At 37.7% G+C, this 16,839-nt stretch carries 17 protein-coding genes; 1 reads left to right on the forward strand and 16 read right to left on the reverse strand.

Annotated elements, in window-relative coordinates:
• Positions 1-45: 45 nt before the first annotated feature.
• From M3189_RS00750 to M3189_RS00780, 7 genes are all read right to left on the reverse strand, one after another.
• Entirely contained in the window at positions 46-822 is a 777-nt protein-coding gene (locus M3189_RS00750; RefSeq protein WP_251630890.1) for a 2-keto-4-pentenoate hydratase, read from the reverse strand.
• Between the two features lie 32 nt (positions 823-854).
• Complete coding sequence (locus M3189_RS00755) at positions 855-1,334, reverse strand: flavin reductase family protein (protein WP_251630892.1); 480 nt, start codon at positions 1,332-1,334, stop codon at positions 855-857.
• Between the two features lie 40 nt (positions 1,335-1,374).
• Positions 1,375-2,328 carry a VOC family protein gene (locus M3189_RS00760; RefSeq protein ID WP_251630894.1) on the reverse strand — a complete coding sequence of 318 codons (954 nt, stop codon included), beginning with the start codon at positions 2,326-2,328 and terminating at the stop codon, positions 1,375-1,377.
• A 63-nt stretch (positions 2,329-2,391) separates the two neighbouring features.
• A complete protein-coding gene (locus M3189_RS00765) occupies positions 2,392-3,585 on the reverse strand; it encodes an acyl-CoA dehydrogenase family protein (RefSeq protein ID WP_251630896.1) in 1,194 nt (397 codons plus the stop codon).
• Positions 3,586-3,633: 48 nt separating this feature from the next.
• Positions 3,634-4,287: a GntR family transcriptional regulator gene (locus M3189_RS00770; protein ID WP_251630897.1), complete on the reverse strand. Its 654-nt coding sequence runs from the start codon at positions 4,285-4,287 to the stop codon at positions 3,634-3,636.
• 110 nt (positions 4,288-4,397) lie between these two features.
• Positions 4,398-5,243, reverse strand: coding sequence for an alpha/beta fold hydrolase (locus M3189_RS00775; RefSeq protein WP_251630899.1), 846 nt, complete (start codon positions 5,241-5,243; stop codon positions 4,398-4,400).
• Between the two features lie 278 nt (positions 5,244-5,521).
• Positions 5,522-6,712, reverse strand: coding sequence for an MFS transporter (locus tag M3189_RS00780; protein ID WP_251630901.1), 1,191 nt, complete (start codon positions 6,710-6,712; stop codon positions 5,522-5,524).
• Between the two features lie 491 nt (positions 6,713-7,203).
• Here M3189_RS00780 and serC point away from each other — a divergent pair, with 491 nt between their 5' ends.
• A complete protein-coding gene (gene serC, locus M3189_RS00785) occupies positions 7,204-8,301 on the forward strand; it encodes a 3-phosphoserine/phosphohydroxythreonine transaminase (RefSeq protein WP_251630903.1) in 1,098 nt (365 codons plus the stop codon).
• Positions 8,302-8,325: 24 nt separating this feature from the next.
• On the opposite strand, the gene M3189_RS00790 is transcribed toward serC, so the two are convergent.
• The 9 genes from M3189_RS00790 to M3189_RS00830 all read right to left on the reverse strand — a co-directional run bounded on the left by M3189_RS00790 (position 8,326) and on the right by M3189_RS00830 (position 16,823).
• Entirely contained in the window at positions 8,326-8,973 is a 648-nt protein-coding gene (locus M3189_RS00790; protein ID WP_251630905.1) for a serine/threonine protein kinase, read from the reverse strand.
• Between the two features lie 112 nt (positions 8,974-9,085).
• Entirely contained in the window at positions 9,086-9,286 is a 201-nt protein-coding gene (locus M3189_RS00795; protein ID WP_251630907.1) for a hypothetical protein, read from the reverse strand.
• 123 nt (positions 9,287-9,409) lie between these two features.
• Positions 9,410-9,955, reverse strand: coding sequence for an outer spore coat protein CotE (locus M3189_RS00800; RefSeq protein WP_251630909.1), 546 nt, complete (start codon positions 9,953-9,955; stop codon positions 9,410-9,412).
• Positions 9,956-10,176: 221 nt separating this feature from the next.
• Positions 10,177-10,629, reverse strand: a complete 453-nt coding sequence (locus tag M3189_RS00805; RefSeq protein ID WP_251630911.1) for a RicAFT regulatory complex protein RicA family protein — start codon at positions 10,627-10,629, stop codon at positions 10,177-10,179.
• Positions 10,630-12,174, reverse strand: coding sequence for a tRNA (N6-isopentenyl adenosine(37)-C2)-methylthiotransferase MiaB (gene miaB / locus M3189_RS00810; RefSeq protein ID WP_251630913.1), 1,545 nt, complete (start codon positions 12,172-12,174; stop codon positions 10,630-10,632).
• 183 nt (positions 12,175-12,357) lie between these two features.
• The gene (locus M3189_RS00815) at positions 12,358-13,224 is read right to left on the reverse strand and encodes a 2-oxoacid:ferredoxin oxidoreductase subunit beta (protein ID WP_251630915.1); all 867 of its coding nucleotides are present in this window, start codon (positions 13,222-13,224) and stop codon (positions 12,358-12,360) included.
• Between the two features lie 2 nt (positions 13,225-13,226).
• Positions 13,227-14,963: a 2-oxoacid:acceptor oxidoreductase subunit alpha gene (locus M3189_RS00820; protein WP_251630917.1), complete on the reverse strand. Its 1,737-nt coding sequence runs from the start codon at positions 14,961-14,963 to the stop codon at positions 13,227-13,229.
• A 476-nt stretch (positions 14,964-15,439) separates the two neighbouring features.
• The gene (spoVS, locus tag M3189_RS00825) at positions 15,440-15,700 is read right to left on the reverse strand and encodes a stage V sporulation protein SpoVS (RefSeq protein ID WP_003181955.1); all 261 of its coding nucleotides are present in this window, start codon (positions 15,698-15,700) and stop codon (positions 15,440-15,442) included.
• A 325-nt stretch (positions 15,701-16,025) separates the two neighbouring features.
• The gene (locus M3189_RS00830; RefSeq protein WP_251630920.1) at positions 16,026-16,823 is read right to left on the reverse strand and encodes a TIGR00282 family metallophosphoesterase; all 798 of its coding nucleotides are present in this window, start codon (positions 16,821-16,823) and stop codon (positions 16,026-16,028) included.
• Between the last annotated feature and the right edge of the window lie 16 nt (positions 16,824-16,839).

Here is a 16,839-nt window from a genome sequence, read left to right on the forward strand (position 1 = left end):
CTTACATTTTTCATACAAGGAGTCTTAATCTTTTATAGCGTCTCACTATTTTTTGAAGGTAGCAGTTACAGCCCCTATATGTTCAAATTCAGCTGTGAATGTATCTCCAACTTCAATCGGAATTGCTTTTGAAAGTGCGCCTGAAAGTATTACTTCACCAGCATTAAGAGAAATTCCGTAGCTGCAAAGTGAATTGGCTAGCCACGCTACTGCTTCGGCAGGGTGACCCATCACGGCTGAACCGAATGCTGTGTCCAAAAATCCACCATTTCTTGTAGCGGTCATCCTAATTACTGCTAAATCTAAATCATCTAGTTTAGCAGTAGTACTTCCAATAATTGCCCCGGCAGATGAACCATTATCTGCAACGGTATCTTCAAACTTAATTTGCCAATCTTTGATTCGGCTGTCAATAATTTCAAGAGCAGGGACGACATAATCCGTGGCCGCTATGACATCGTTCATTGTCACACCAGGACCTTTTAGATCCTCTTTCAAAACAAAAGCAATTTCGAATTCAATCCTAGGCTGGATAAATTTATCGAGACTAATCGATTCTCCATCCTTATATACCATGTCATTTAGAATATGACCATAATCTGGTTCGTTAACATTTAACATTTCCTGCATCGCTTTACTCGTTAGCCCAATCTTTTTCCCAACGATTTCAGCACCATTCTCGACCTTTTGGTGAATTTGGAAAAGCTGGATTTTATATGCATCATCAACAGAGATTTCTTCTGTTGATGATGTGAATGGGGCAATCGGTTTTCTCTCAGTTTCCGCTTCCATTAAAGCAGTTGCTGCTTTTTGAATATCCATTACAGCTGTCCCCTTTTCAATTTAAGTGTTACTTATACCGTAACTGCTTTTTCTTCAACTAAAGCTCGGTACTTTCCACTGTAAAATATTAGTGGTTCAGCATCTTCTAAATGAATATCTGTTACTCTTCCAATAAATAGCGTGTGATCCCCTTCAAGATGTTCTGCGGATACCTCACAGGCAATTTGTGCAACTGCACCCTTTAGAACAGGCTTCCCATCAAGAGTGTCAAACTCGACTTCGCGGTGTTCCTTCAACTGGCCTGCAAAAATCATCGAAAGTTCCTGTTGGTCAGCCGCTAAAATATTGACTGAAAAGGATTTACTTTGTTTAATTTTCTCAAGAATCCGAGCTTTTTCTCCAATAGAGATTACTACCAGTTTAGGATCAAGTGACACGGACATAAAAGCATTTGCTGTCATCCCATGCACATCACCATCCAGATTTGTAGCAATAACGGTTACTCCTGTTGCAAATTTCCCCATCGCGGTTCGAAATTGACGATCATCCATTCTACTAACCTCTCTTTTCTATAAATTAGCTACTATACTCTTACGCTTCAATTGTCGGATTGTTTTCTGGTAACGTATCTGTTTGATCACCCCAGAAGGTAAAGCCCACATCCATCTCATCTAAAGTCCAGACAATTGGTTCCCAGTCTGGTTCAAAGATTAAATAACCATTCGTGAACAATTCCACACGTACTCCACTGCCTGGATCGACCACATATAAGTACATCGCTTGTGAAATACCGTGCTTACCAGGACCTTTAAACTTAAGTCCATGCTCTGTTAAGATATCTGCAGCGCGAAGAAGATCTTGAGCATTATCAAGCCAGTATGACAAGTGATGAATCTGATGTGTCGATGGAGAGAATGGATCATGGCTAACTGCGATATCATGTACCAGTGGTGTTACGCTTAACCAAGCACCAAGTAAGGATTCATCTGGAGCCTGAACGCACTCCCTCATTTTAAAGCCTAGTTTCTCCATTAAGTAATCAGCAATAACATTTGCCTTTAAGGATGATAAAATATTTACATGGTCTATTCTTCGCGGTGAACAGCCTTTTGCCCAGGATTTATAGGTCTGATTCTTTAACACTGAACGTTTGGATGGTTCAGCTAAGGTTTTTTCCATGTCATAGTAAATTTCAAACCGGTGCTCGCTCGGCAATTTAAATCGAATTGCTCTACCCTGCCCTGCTTCCACTCCAGCCTCCACCCAATTTACTTCTGTACCAGCTTCTTGAAGTAGATGAGCAAATTGCTCAACATCTTCCGGACGTTTTGTTCTCCATGCAATATGATCAACATACGACTTTTCGCCAGCAGTTATCGATAAAGTGTGATGTTCAAAGTCGCCCCATGCGCGTAAATAATGTGTACCGTTTACTTCTTCTGTTTCTTCTAATCCAATCAATTCCTTAAAGAACCAAAGTGATTTTTCAAGGTCTGACGAAACTAAAGCTACGTGTCCTAATTTTGCGATTTCTGGTAAACTCATATTTTTTCCTCCTAATTAGTTTTACTAGAATATTCAAAAAACAGAAAGCCTTTTCATTTTAGATTAGACAAAATAGGTATTCGGTTCTTGGCCGCAAAGAACTCTTCCATATGTTTCTATTAAACTTGATGGTGTGATGAAACCATGTAAATGCATGGCAAAAAAATCACGATAGACTAATTGTAAAGGGTTATTATGATAGGTAAACATAGAACCGACTCCTGCAACTAGAAGATCAATTGCTTCCTTACATAATTGATTCACATAGCCGAAATCTGCCTTCACTTTTACAATTTCAGCAGTATCCATTACTTCTCCACGTTCAGCATAGCTATCAATTTTATCCACAGCACGGTATAAAAACATTTCAGCAGTATCGATTTTCAATTGTGCTTGGGCAACCTGGTGATGTGTGATTGGTGCTTCATTTTGTTTATGATAGAATGTGTTCCCAATTCCAGCTTTCGGAAGTCTTTCCATATAGAGATCCATCGCTGCCTGTGCAAGTCCTAAAGCCGGCCCTACAATTGATAGAGTAAGTGATGGAACAAAGGAAGACTTGTATAAAGCCACATCCTTAAGCGGATCAATTAAGTAATGACCTTTGCTCGCTAAACGGTCCAATGATACCCTGTGTTCAGGTACAAATACATTTTGAATTCTACAGCTATTGCTGCCGGACCCCTTTAGTCCCATAACATGCCAGTCATCAAGGATTTCAAGTTCTTCACGAGGAATAACCATAATAGCCATTTCCATTCCGCCATTTTCATCCACTAATGGGAAACCAAAGTAACACCAGTCAGCATGTGGGCTGCCAGATACAAAAGGCCATTGAGCTTCTTCAATGTAATAGCCGCCCTCTACTTTTTTGATATCACATTTAATCGGTTTAAAATTTCCTGCAAGGACTACATCTTTGCCAGAATTATAGATTTCATTTAGTGCTTTCTCTCCGAATGTGTAAGAAATCATATAATCACGAATATTGCTTAGACATACGAACCAACCGGCTGATCCATTTCCGCGGGATATTTCGGTAACGACCTCTGTGAACGCTCTCATATTTGTTTGATAACCACCAAACATATGTGGTCTAAGTACTTTCAAAAGACCTTGATTTTTCAAATCTTCAATAATTTCATCAGGGATTCTGCTATTCTTGTCAATGGCACCACTATACTCTCTCAGTTTAGGAATAAGAGCCTTTGCTCTATCTACCAATACATTTTTGGTTTCCAACACACTTTGTTCCATCTCATTACCTCCTGCAAAATAGTGGCAAATCTGAATCTTTCACTAATTCTAGTTAAACATATGTTGATTTTTGTCTATATCCTGGTATTTCAAGCTTACGGCTTCGGCAACGCGTAGCAAATGCTTTTCCATCAGCTTTTTTGCTAATTTTGCATCCTTTTCTTTTAAACTATAATAGATTAACCAATGTTCAGCTTGTGATTGCTTTCTTCTATCCTTTGAAAACAGTATTACTGGATTCCCTACATAATTCAGGTAATCCCAAAGCTGCTTGGCAAGACTTAGTGCATACGTTAACTTGGAGGCTTCATAAATAGTCCGGTGGAACTCAATATTAAGGGCCGAATACTCATCCTCGGATAAATCTAGATTATCCATCATCGTCAATGTCTCTTTCATGTATGTAAGTTCCTCGTCGGTGAGGTTAAATGCAGCACGTTCTGTCATTAAGGCATCCAGATTTGCACAAACTAATAACCGTTCTAAAACGTCACTTGGCTCTGGTCGTTTAACGTAAACCCCTACTTGTGGAATAATAGAAAGAAAACCCTCTTGTTCAAGCTTCGCTAATGCCTTATGAACAGGCGTTCTACTTATGTTAAGATGTGCAGTAATTTCATTCACATTAATAGCAGATTCAGGTTCCCATATGCCATCAATTATTTGCATTTTAATATATCGATATGCTTGATCTATTTTCATTTTCCAATACACCCTTTATCCTCTTTTTTGTTTTTGTCCCCTTAATAATAAGGTAAGGGATTCAACGGTATATTTAAATAGATAATTACTATCAATATATTGATTCTTTATCATTCACCGTTGAAAAAATCTGATGTTAGTTTAATAAATCTCTCTTTTTGCTCTACCTGTGCCCAGTGTCCACAACGTTTGAAGATATGGAGCTGTGCATTTGGCAAATAATCCATTACATAGAGGCTGCTTTGAAGCGGTACAAATCGATCTTGATGCCCATGTATCAGTAAGATTTCATGATTCATTTCTTTGAGTGCTGATGGTGGGACCAACATATCTGTTAATTGAGACTTTGAGAAATTTTCCTCATATGATTTGCGAACATCCGGCCTTAGGAACAGCTCTAAGCGTTCAGATACGATTTCCCCAAGTTTATCCTCAAGAATACTTTTATCATATAAGAACCAGCTCAATAAGTTCTTAAAGGCAACTGGATTCGGATCTTTGTGGAAATTTGCTAATTTAGCCAACTCAGGAGTAGGTTCTGTTAATCCTCCTCCAGCTCCCATTAGAACGACACGGTCAAACCGTTCTGGAGCATACATAAGTAGGTGAAGAGCGATAACACCTCCAAGTGAGTTTCCAACTAGATGGGCTTTATCAACTTCTAAAGCATCCATCAACTCAATTACTTGCTTCACCCTTATGTTCATCCACTCTGCTCCATTATTAGGGTAATTCTCAGGATGCTCAGTATTTCCAAAGCCAAAGATATCAGGTGCCACTACATGGAATTTCCCTTTAAAGTGAGGTAATATTTCCTTCCAATTTGACTGGGCACTTACCCCTGGACCGCTGCCGTGAAGAAATATAATGGTCTCAGATGACTTCTTATCTCCACCCTCATTAATAAAAGTTTGATAGTTCCCTGTTTGAATTTTTCTAGTATTAACAACCGACATCCTTCATAACCTCACCTTCTAAAATACTTTAATGCAGTAGTACTTCCCTTAACTAAAATTTTAGTATTGTGTTTATCACCATATAAACAGTGTAAACCGTGCACTAAAAGCGCTTTCATTAACTAACTATAATTTTACCTCCACTTTCAACCCTTGTCAATAAATTCTAAATATTTTATAAATTTAAAACTTACAACTAAAAAACTATAGAATTTGTCCTATAACTAAAAAAAGGATGTACAAAATTTTCTTTGTATCATCCTCACATTCGTATAATGTTAATGATTTAAAGTAGCTTCTAAATCCTTGTTCGGTTTCCTAACCGCTATCGCCCATATCAGAGCCAACATAATTAATCCGATTGCACTTACAGCTAATGGGAATCTGCCAATATCTTGATTAAAAATATTCTGTACCATTAGGAATCCAAATGGTCCTAAAATACCACCTAAACCCTGACCTACAACAACTAACCCTACTGCTGGAGGGGCACCTGGAGGAGTAAGTTCTGATACTTTAGTGAATACCCCTGGAAGTCCAATTCCCATTGCAAACCCACCAATAATACTACCAATAAGAATCATTGTTAAGGTAGGTGAGAAATAACAGATTGCCATCCCAATCCCTGTTACCAAAACGCCTACAGGCAGATAGAAGGTTGGCAGTGCATGTTTTATTTTTCCGAAAATAAACCCAGCTAGCAGCGTACCAAAAGTAAATACAGAGATCGCCATACCTGCCTCTGTTGCATTACCTAGTTGGTCCCCCTGTATAACAACAGAAATATTTGTTACATAACCAAAAATCAAACCAGAATAAATTACCTGTCCTAAGCATACCCAATAAATTGCTTTTGGAAGCTTGACCTTTTCCTTAGCGCCCGCCGCTTCTGAAATCTGTTTCTTCTGTGGTTCAGGAAGATATAACATGGTGATAGCCAAAATCCAAATTGGGAAAAGGTATGTTAGGAAACCATATTGCCAGCCAAAGGAATCAGCTAATATCCCGCCGCCTAACTGGAAGAAAATTGCCCCAATACATGCAACCGTGGAAGTTCCAAAACCAATTAAGAAATCTCTTTCTCTGCCATCAAAGAAATCTGTAATTACATCTATCGATAACGGCATGGTTATCCCAACGCCGAGCCCTAAAAGCCCTCTCATCGCAATAATCATCGGCAGGTTATCTATAAAGGTTGGGAGTGTCCCACCAATTATAAATAAGGTCAAACCGATAAATAACAATGTTTTCTTTTTAAACAATTTTGTCAATTTTCCATAAAACAGTGCAGGAACGATTTGTATGAGACCTGGGAATGTAGCTACCAACATGACAATCGTTGGATTATATTCAGGAAATGCTTTAATAATGTCTGCCATAATGGATCCTGCTACACCAGCGGCTACATCTTGGAACGCTAGAATGACGACTAAAAACTTAAGCATATTTTTACTGATATTTTTTGCCATTTAAATCCTCCCTTTATTTGTTTTCATTTTAAAAAAAAGATAGACTCTGCTGTCCTTGTGGCCTGCAAGATACAACAGCTAAAATTCCAGTTATTGTTAAACTAAAATTTTAATTTTTTATTTTTTTACGTTTTACCGGTGAAAAGCGTAAAAAAAGCGCTTTCTTTTGCTAACTGTAATTCTACATTCGCTACAAATACTTGTCAATATATTCATAATGTTTTTTATTTTCTGAATAATTTTCATTAGATTATTGACTAGAAAATGAAAAAAACGCTGAAATTTCAGCGTTTTTTATCTAATTTGTTAATAGCAAGATAACCAATTTTTCTATGTATTTATATATATTGGAAAACCAATAAAGTACGCACGTAAAATGTAACCGTATTCACTAGAAATATTGATATATCAATGAATTATTTTGATTCTTTTATATTTAAAATGTAAGAAAATATGTTATATTCTAATAAATGAAAATAGGGAGTGAGAAAATGAATTCACTAATACAGCGTGCCTATAATTTTAACGCAGGACCATCTGCCCTTCCACTTGAGGTGCTTGAAAAAGCGAAGCAGGAACTTATTGATTTTCGTGGCACTGGAATGTCAATCATGGAGCTTAGTCACCGAAGCGCAGCCTATGAAGAGGTACATAATAATGCCATTGCCCTTCTAAAAGAAATGTTATCTATTCCGGAAGATTATGAGGTACTTTTTCTGCAAGGTGGAGGAAGTCTACAGTTTTCAATGGTTCCCATGAACTTCTTGAAGGCTGGGGAAAAAGCAGGCTATATTATGACAGGTTCTTGGTCTGAAAAAGCCTTTTCAGAGGCAAAATTGTTTGGGGAGCCTTATCATGTTGCCAGCACGAAGGAAAGCCAATATCGTCGAATCCCTTCACTTGACGAATTGAAGTACAACCCAACGGATGCCTATATACATCTAACATCTAATAACACGATCTATGGTACTCAGTGGCGTGACTTTCCAGACACAGGTGATGTTCCACTAATCGCCGATATGTCTAGTGATATCTTATCCAAGCCATTCGATGTCAGCAAGTTTGGCTTAATTTATGCCGGTGCTCAAAAAAATCTTGGTCCTTCCGGCGTTACAGTAGCAATCATTCGCAAGGATTTGATTGAAAAGGCTAATCCAAACATCCCGACAATGTTAAAGTATAGCACCCACTCAAAAAACAACTCTTTATATAACACCCCTCCGACATTCGGAATCTATATGCTTGGCGAAGTATTAAGCTGGATAAAAGAACTAGGCGGGATGAATGCTATTACGGAACGCAACGAGGTTAAAGCGAAACTTATATATGATGCAATCGACCAAAGCAATGGTTTTTATGTTGGTCACGCTGAGCCTGAAAGCCGCTCACTTATGAATATTACATTCCGAGTAAATGATGAAGTATTGGAGAAGAAATTTTTAAGTGAGGCAAAGAGCGAAGGATTCATCGGTGTTAATGGACATCGTTCTGTTGGTGGCTGCCGCGCATCCACTTACAACTCGGTCCCATATGAAACATGTAAAGCATTTAGTGAATTCATGATTCAATTTCAAAATAATAATCAATAAACAAAATGAGGGAAATAGGATTATTTATTTCCCTTTTTTTATTTTTCGGTATAACCGATATCCTTTTCTGACACTATTAACAATAAAAAATGGAATGGGTGGATGATATTTATAAATAAACCGCAGATAAATTCTATAGTATGCCTTTTTCAAGTCGTCCCATTTACGACATTTACCCTGCTTATAAAAATCTGAAACATCCACAATATACCCTCTACCATCACTCATAACGACATTTTTCCCATGGACATCAAACGGATTCAGTCCCCTTGAACGTGCATAGGCGATCCCCTCATCTACATCTACGATGACTGATTCTGGTATACGAATGCCTTTTACTACGGCATCGAACAAATTTATTCCGTCTATCCTTTTTAAAATTAGATAGTTATCTCCATAGTCAATCAATGATGAAAAAGATTCATGGTTACCTAACTTTTTGTATACATCCACTTCCTTCTTTAAATCCTCAGGTTTTCTTCCATACACCTTTACAACCCATTTAGGATTTGATTGATGCAAAAAGACACCTGCATAATTGCCGCTGCCAATTGTTTTCCATGTATTCGAGAAATTCTTCACAATAATTGGTTCAAATGGATCTTCCATGGATAGTTGAATATTGGGCAGTAACTCATTACCAATTAATTTTATATATTTCTCTATATTCATTGCACACCTCAGAATATAACGGATTAAAATTCTTTATTTAAGTATATATCCGATATACACTTTATTTCTCAAAATAAAAAAAATAAACCAGGAAAATGTATCCTGGCTTTCTTTATTCCTCAAAATAGTCTTTAAATGCTTTGGGGTTTACGGTATCCTTCCCCTGATAATATGGATTATTTCCAGTGGAATCCTGTGGGTCAAGATTGGTTTTAATAATCAAATGTGGTTCCGAGGGCTGCTCAGCAATAATCCTGTCATTTAATTGGTCGAAATCAGGCAGTTTGTTATTTCCGGGTTGTCTAGGCTCCATGTCTTTGACACCTCCTAAAAAATAGCATGCTGATTTTTCTTTTTTATCATACATTTTTTCCTTATAGATTATTATACAGTGATACAAAAGAAAAAACTAGGAAGTAGAAACTTCCTAGTATGGTTATTCTTCTTCGACTCCAAGTAAGAAATCTGGGTTTAATTCCTCAAATTCCTCGTCGTCTAAATCCATTCCCCAATCATCGTCATCATCATGGCAGCCCTTTGGATTAATGGCGACACATACTTTTGTTTCACCAATTACTTCCACTAGGAATTCCTTTTCAACATGGACAATGATTCGATTACCATTTGGGGAGATGACTGCTTCACAACAATTAGGCTGTTGCAAAACACGTGCACAAATCTCATTGTCATCCAAGCAATCATGGTCACGGTATTTCAACTTAATGACATCTGTATATTTAACACACTCAGTAACAACTTCTGTTCTGGTATTGTCATTGTATGAGTACCATACATTGATGTCATAAGAGCCGTGTATCTCTACAGTTTTGCCGACTTTTTTCGCGTTGTATTTATGGTTGATAATCCAACAGCCAAGTATGCTGGTTGGACTATGTGCCGGGCTAATCGTATGATTGGAATTGGTGAATTTACGCCCTTTCGCTACTACGGCCTTAACAATTATCTCTCTATATTCTCCCATTTCGCGCGAAACCTCCTCATTCATTTTCATTTCATCCTATGCAATTTTTTAGACTAGTGTGCGATATATTTCTGAGAATACTGGTTAAAAGTTTAGTCATGATTCATTTTATGCGGGAGTTTTATGTAGGTTACAATTAGGCATGTATAAGTCAGGGGGATTTTCTAAATAGAAATTTATGCATAAAAAAACCAGGCTTTTACAAAGCCTGGTTTTTTTATTTAATGATTGTGGTCGTGGTCATCGTGATTTCCACAAGATCCACCATTCATTACACTTGCACCTGTTTCACCTTTTAATACATCTCCACCGGTAGATTCAATAATGACATCCGTTACCTTATTTGAGATGGTTGTGGCGATTAGCTGAAGTAAGTCATTTACTTCAGTTTGTGACTGTTTAAACTCTTGAACAACCGGAATATCGTCTAGTTCCTGTTCAAGGGAAGCAATTTTATCTTCCACCTTTTTAAGTGCTTCTGGCTTGCCGTAATGCTGTAGATTCACTGCTTGCTTTTGTAAACCCTTAATATCAGAAATCAGCGTACTAACTTTTGCATTTACGTGAATCTGTGCTTCTGCTCGTTTAAAGAAATCAACTTCCTCTGTGTCCGCAATCATACGAGCCAAATCTTGTGCACGAGCGATGATATCGTCTTTTGTATATTTAACCATTTATTTCACCTCTACTGTTTCTAATTCTTCCACCATTTCTCCGTTTAATGACCATGTTTTTGCATCAGTAATTCTCACCTTAACGATCTTACCAATTGCTGATTTAGGTGCAGCAAAATTAACTAGCTTGCTTTTAGAAGTATATCCTGCAAGTACTTCAGGATTATACTTGCTTTCCCCTTCGACAAGAACCTCGACAATTTGTCCTTTATATTTCTTCATTGCCTCAGCAGACATCTCGTTAACTAAAGCATTTAAACGCTGCAGGCGTTCCTTCTTTACCTCCATTGGGACATTATCCTGCATTTTCGCAGCAGGGGTACCCTCACGAGGAGAATAAATAAACGTATACGCTAGTTCGTAGCCCACTTCACGATATAAAGACATTGTTTCTTCAAATTGTTCATCTGTTTCATTTGGATAACCAACGATAATATCAGTGGTTAATGAAACGTTTGGAATGGCTGCTTTAATTTTACTTACAAGCTCTAAGTATTGTTCTCTCGTATATTTACGAGCCATAATCTTTAGCACATCTGTAGAACCAGACTGCACAGGAAGATGGATATGATCCATTAGGTTGCCGCCTTTTGCAAGAACTTCAATCAAACGGTCATCAAAATCACGTGGATGACTTGTCATAAAACGAATACGCGGAATATCAATCTTCCGTAATTCATCCATAAGTTCACCAAGACCATATTTCACTCCCTCTAAATCTTTCCCATACGCATTTACATTTTGACCCAAGAGTGTAACCTCCTGATATCCTTGTGCGGCTAAATGGCGTACTTCTTGGATAATCTCTTCAGGACGACGGCTTCGCTCTTTACCACGTGTAAATGGAACAATACAATAGGTACAAAATTTGTCGCAGCCGTACATAATGTTAACCCAAGCCTTTATATTTCCGCGTCTTACCTTTGGAAGGTTTTCAATAACGTCCCCTTCTTTTGACCATACTTCAACAACCATTTCTTTGGACATGTATGCTTCATGTAAAATATTTGGTAAACGGTGAATATTATGTGTGCCAAATATCATGTCAACCTGGTTATAAGTTTTTAGAATCTTATTAACAACGGATTCTTCCTGTGACATACATCCACAAACACCTATAAGTAAATCAGGCTTTTCCAACTTCAAATGCTTTAAATGGCCAAGTTCTCCAAACACTTTGTTTTCTGCATTTTCACGAATTGCACAAGTATTTAAAAGAATAACATTGGCATCCTCTGTAGAATCTGTTGGCTCATACCCCAACGCTAAAAAGATCCCTGCCATGACTTCGGTATCATGCTCATTCATTTGGCAGCCATAGGTACGGATATAAAACTTACGTCCATCTCCCATACCACGAAATTTTTCTGGAATAGAGAAATCGTTATGATATTTTACTTCTTCTTTGCCACGCTTTTTTGCATCTTTTAAGGAAGGTGCAGTAATTACCTGCTCAAAGTACTTACTATAATCCTTGGCGGATTTTTTGTCCGAAGAATTAGCAGCTTCGATTTGCCCGGCATCTAAACGTTGTTTTTCATTCATAAATAGTAATCTCCTTTCAATCAATGTATAAAGTTTTTTCTATGAAAAGTAAAAATTTTCCCTGTACTAGTGTGTAAGAATCCAACCTAGCACACTCCCGCACATTATTATAGTATAAAGGTTAATAGGCTTGAAAACAATAGAAAATCCCGTAGTAGTAACTACGGGATTTTCTTTGTACTTTTACATAAATTCGTTAACTAATTTATCAAAGTATTCTTGATCAAGGTTTAAATCTGCATGTGCTAATGGAGTTTCGGAGTAATTATTAATCAATTCCTGATAGGATTTACGCTCAGTGTTTTGATAAATTAAACCAGTAACTAATCCATTATGCTTCATCAATGTTTGCATCGCGTTTTCACGGTTTGAAGGATCATATCCTTCAATGTCGCTTAATTTTGTTAGATTTTCTTTAAACCAATCATATGTGTTGACCTTATTATAAGTTACACAAGGACTGTAAACGTTAATTAAAGAGAACCCTTTATGCTTAATACCAGCTTCAATTAAAGCCGTTAAGTCTTTAAGATCTGTCGAGAAGCTTTGCGCTACAAATGTCGCCCCTGCTGTTAAAGCCATCTCCATTGGTGAAATAGGTTGTTCAATCGAACCTAGCGGCGATGATTTCGTTTTAAAGCCAGTTGCAGAACGTGGAGACGTTTGTCCTTTTGTTAAACCATAGATTTGGTTATCCATAACAATGTAAGTGATATCTACATTACGGCGGATAGCATGAATGGTATGACCCATCCCGATTGCAAAGCCGTCACCGTCACCACCTGAAGCAATGACTGTTAAATCACGGTTTGCCATTTTTACACCTTGTGCGATTGGTAATGAACGCCCATGAATTCCATGGAAGCCATATGAATTAATGTATCCAGAGATACGACCAGAACATCCGATACCAGAAATAACAGCTAAGTTTTCAGGCTCTAGACCTACATTTGCTGCTGCACGTTGCATTGCCGCTTGTACAGAGAAGTCGCCACAGCCAGGGCACCAGTTCGGTTTTACATTATTTCTAAAGTCTTTAAAAGTGGCCATGCTTAGAACAACTCCTTACATTTTGTATATACTTCGTGTGGTAGGAACGGATTACCGTCATATTTTAAATGTTTAATAATCTTTTCAGCATGGCCAACATTCATTTTCATTATGTTTGCCAATTGACCTGTAGCATTGTTTTCAACAACTACTACTTTCTTTGCTGAACGAACCAGTGGTAATACTTCATCTGTTGGGAATGGGTGAATCAAACGAATATGAGCGTGATTAACTTTCATTCCTTCATTTTCTAAGCGTACCATTGCTTCTTCGATGACACCCCTAGTTGAATTAAAACCAACTAGTAATACGTCAGCCTCTTCATGCTTAACGTTTTTATACACTGGTGTATTAAAACGAATATTTTCAATTTTACGGAATCGCTTGTCCATTTGAGCATTCCTATTTACTGCCGATTCAGAAGGTTTTCCTGTTTCATCATGTTCAACACCTGTTACATGGTGAATACCATTTTTCATACCAGGAACAACACGTGGAGAAACACCATCATTTGTAACTTCATAACGTTTGAAATACGCTTTATTTTCACTATCAGGAATTTCGTTCGTAACAAGCTTTCCACGTCTGATTTCAACTTTATCCATACTTAAAGGTTCAACTGTCTGCTTACCTAAAGATAGTTGAAGGTCTGTAAGAACGATTACAGGACATTGATATTCTTCAGCAAGGTTAAATGCCTCAGTTGTATCATAGAAAGCCTCTTCTACAGTACTTGGAGCCATAACGATTTTAGGAATTTCACCATGTGTTCCATAGATCATCGCCATTAAATCTGATTGTTCTTGCTTTGTTGGTAATCCTGTAGATGGACCGCCACGCTGTGTATCAACAACTACAAGTGGAGTTTCAGTTATTCCTGAAAGACCAATTGCTTCCATTTTCAACGATAGTCCTGGACCAGCAGATGCCGTAATTGTACGAACGCCAGCATAGTTAGCACCAATTGCCATTGTACATGCAGCAATTTCATCTTCCGTTTGAATAACCGTACCACCAAGAGCAGGAAGCTTTTTAATTAAATATTCCATTATTTCAGAAGCTGGTGTTATTGGGTATGCTGCCATAAAACGACATCCTGCAGCAACTGCTCCTAATGCAATCGCGTCATTTCCAATCATGAACATACGCTTCTTACCGTCAGCTTTTTCAAGTTCCATTATTTCAACACCATCTACAAGCTGTTTTTTCATATAATCATAACCAGCTTTAATGGCATCCATGTTTTTCGCAACTACTTGAGCACCTTTTTTACCAAAAATCTCTTGAACTACTTCTTCAAAAACATGAATATCAAGATTCAAGACAGCGGATGTAGCACCAATGGCTACCATGTTTTTCATTAGGGATGTTCCTAATTCAGTAGCAATTTCTGTAAATGGAACCGCATACAATGCTGCTTGTGTATCTTCTGGTTTCTTCGGCGTGAACTTTGCATCTGCAAGTATTACACCTTTACTGTGTAACTCTTTGTAGTTTAAATCGATAGTTTCTTGGTCAAAAGCGACTAGAACATCCAAATCATCAGAGATTGAACGAACTTCTGTTGTACTTACTCTGATTTTGTTGTTTGTATGACCGCCTTTAATACGAGATGAAAAGTGACGATAACCATACAAGTAATAACCTAGGCGATTCAATGCAATAGCAAATATTTCCCCAGTACTTTCAATACCTTCCCCTTGTTGTCCGCCAACTTTCCACGAAAGTTGATTGATCATGACTTACACCCCTTTGGATATGTAAAAAATATATTTTATAACTCACAATTAGTGTAGCACAATTCCGAGTCATTCACTAGAATTTAGCCTTTTAAAGCTTTAAAGACTTAAATCAATTGAAACTGGAAGATGTACTAAACGCTTACAATTCTAGACCTCTAAATCAAAAATTGCAACCCTTTCAGACGAAATATTGTCTAAAATATGAATATTTTTTTATATTATAAAAATTGACATTTACTAAATCTGCATACCTCTCTATAAAATTGAGATAAAACGCTGTTGTTATGCGATTTATTAATAAATCTAATAACATATATTACTTTAATACTTTAATTCAGAAAACGTTTTCATTTATACTAGAATAACATTTTTATACTATTTTGTATATAAAAATACCTGCTTATTATTTAAGCAGGTAAAAGATTGTTTTTTTCTTTGTGCTTTTTTGTTTCACTTCATTGATTCTATCTCTTTCATCTTGGTTCAACAATAAGCTTTATAGCCGTGCGTTCTTCACCATCAATCTGAATATCAGTGAACGCAGGGATGCAAATCAAATCTACTCCGCTAGGTGCTACAAATCCTCTTGCAATCGCTACTGCCTTAACAGCTTGATTCAATGCACCTGCACCAATCGCCTGTATTTCTGCTGCACCTCTTTCACGCAGAACTCCAGCAAGTGCACCAGCTACAGAATTAGGATTAGATTTTGCTGAAACTTTTAATATTTCCATTCCTAGCTCCCCCTTGTATAATCCCGATCCTGGCATGAGCAGTTTCATGAGCAAATCAGGTATATAAGATTCCACTGCTACTATATTCATTCTGCAAAAGACATATTCCGGCTTGGACAAAAAAAGTGCATATTTCTCAACAAAATTTGAAAAGCGGAAGCGCCTTGTACAGGGAAAAATGCAGTTCAATTTTTCCTCGGGGCGACAGGCATAAGACGAGCCGGCGAGAAGGTTGGTTTTTACCTTCTTGACGGATTGACTTAGACCATAGAGCCCCTAGGCCGCTTGCGCTAGACAAAGAAAAAACCCTCCATTAAATGGAAGGTTAAGAATACCAGGGATTATCTTCATTTATTAAAATTCTTTCCATTTTTTTGCTCTTGCCTGTTTTTCTATCAAGTTCTATGTAGACTCCACTAAGCTGTGTTCTACCTGCTTTAGGGACTTCAAATCTAACTGGAAGGCTTGTAAGGAATTTTGTGATGACTGCATCTCTTTCCATACCAAGAATTCCATCATAGGGACCTGTCATCCCTACATCCGTTAAATAACCTGTTCCGCCCGGCAGAATGCGGCTATCTGCGGTTTGAACATGTGTATGTGTACCTACTACAGCTGACACCCTTCCATCCAAGTACCAGCCCATTGCTTGTTTTTCACTCGTTGCTTCCGCATGAAAGTCCACAAAAATAAATGGTGTTCTCTCCTGAGCCAATTCCACTAATTCATCCGCCTTTTTAAAAGGACAATCTAAAGGCGGCATAAAAGTGCGTCCCTGTAAGTTGATGACAGCAACTTCCACGTCATTTACTTTAAAGAATGCCAATCCTTTTCCAGGGGTACCCTCAGGGAAATTTGCAGGCCGAACCATATTCTTAGCCGATTCGATAAATTCAAATATCTCCTTGTTATCCCACGAGTGGTTTCCAAGGGTAACAGCCTGTGCACCGGAACCCAAAAACTCACGGTAAATCTTTTCTGTAATCCCTCTGCCTCCTGCAGCATTTTCACCATTTATAATCGTAAAATTAGGTCGATATTTTTCTTTAATTTTCGGCACATACTCTTTCACCATATCTCGGCCTGGTGAGCCTACAACATCTCCAATAAATAATAAGTTCATTTGTTATCCTTTCGTG

This window comes from Neobacillus niacini, from assembly GCF_023715415.1.
Classification (GTDB): Bacteria; Bacillota; Bacilli; order Bacillales; family Cytobacillaceae; genus Neobacillus; species Neobacillus niacini_C.

Coding starts and splice junctions, on each gene's coding strand:
- M3189_RS00750 (WP_251630890.1), bottom strand. CDS start 822: ATGGATATTCAAAAAGCAGCAACTGCTTTAATGGAAGCGGAAACTGAG.
- M3189_RS00755 (WP_251630892.1), bottom strand. CDS start 1,334: ATGGATGATCGTCAATTTCGAACCGCGATGGGGAAATTTGCAACAGGA.
- M3189_RS00760 (WP_251630894.1), bottom strand. CDS start 2,328: ATGAGTTTACCAGAAATCGCAAAATTAGGACACGTAGCTTTAGTTTCG.
- M3189_RS00765 (WP_251630896.1), bottom strand. CDS start 3,585: ATGGAACAAAGTGTGTTGGAAACCAAAAATGTATTGGTAGATAGAGCA.
- M3189_RS00770 (WP_251630897.1), bottom strand. CDS start 4,287: ATGAAAATAGATCAAGCATATCGATATATTAAAATGCAAATAATTGAT.
- M3189_RS00775 (WP_251630899.1), bottom strand. CDS start 5,243: ATGTCGGTTGTTAATACTAGAAAAATTCAAACAGGGAACTATCAAACT.
- M3189_RS00780 (WP_251630901.1), bottom strand. CDS start 6,712: ATGGCAAAAAATATCAGTAAAAATATGCTTAAGTTTTTAGTCGTCATT.
- serC (WP_251630903.1), top strand. CDS start 7,204: ATGAATTCACTAATACAGCGTGCCTATAATTTTAACGCAGGACCATCT.
- M3189_RS00790 (WP_251630905.1), bottom strand. CDS start 8,973: ATGAATATAGAGAAATATATAAAATTAATTGGTAATGAGTTACTGCCC.
- M3189_RS00795 (WP_251630907.1), bottom strand. CDS start 9,286: ATGGAGCCTAGACAACCCGGAAATAACAAACTGCCTGATTTCGACCAA.
- M3189_RS00800 (WP_251630909.1), bottom strand. CDS start 9,955: ATGGGAGAATATAGAGAGATAATTGTTAAGGCCGTAGTAGCGAAAGGG.
- M3189_RS00805 (WP_251630911.1), bottom strand. CDS start 10,629: ATGGTTAAATATACAAAAGACGATATCATCGCTCGTGCACAAGATTTG.
- miaB (WP_251630913.1), bottom strand. CDS start 12,174: ATGAATGAAAAACAACGTTTAGATGCCGGGCAAATCGAAGCTGCTAAT.
- M3189_RS00815 (WP_251630915.1), bottom strand. CDS start 13,224: ATGGCCACTTTTAAAGACTTTAGAAATAATGTAAAACCGAACTGGTGC.
- M3189_RS00820 (WP_251630917.1), bottom strand. CDS start 14,963: ATGATCAATCAACTTTCGTGGAAAGTTGGCGGACAACAAGGGGAAGGT.
- spoVS (WP_003181955.1), bottom strand. CDS start 15,700: ATGGAAATATTAAAAGTTTCAGCAAAATCTAATCCTAATTCTGTAGCT.
- M3189_RS00830 (WP_251630920.1), bottom strand. CDS start 16,823: ATGAACTTATTATTTATTGGAGATGTTGTAGGCTCACCAGGCCGAGAT.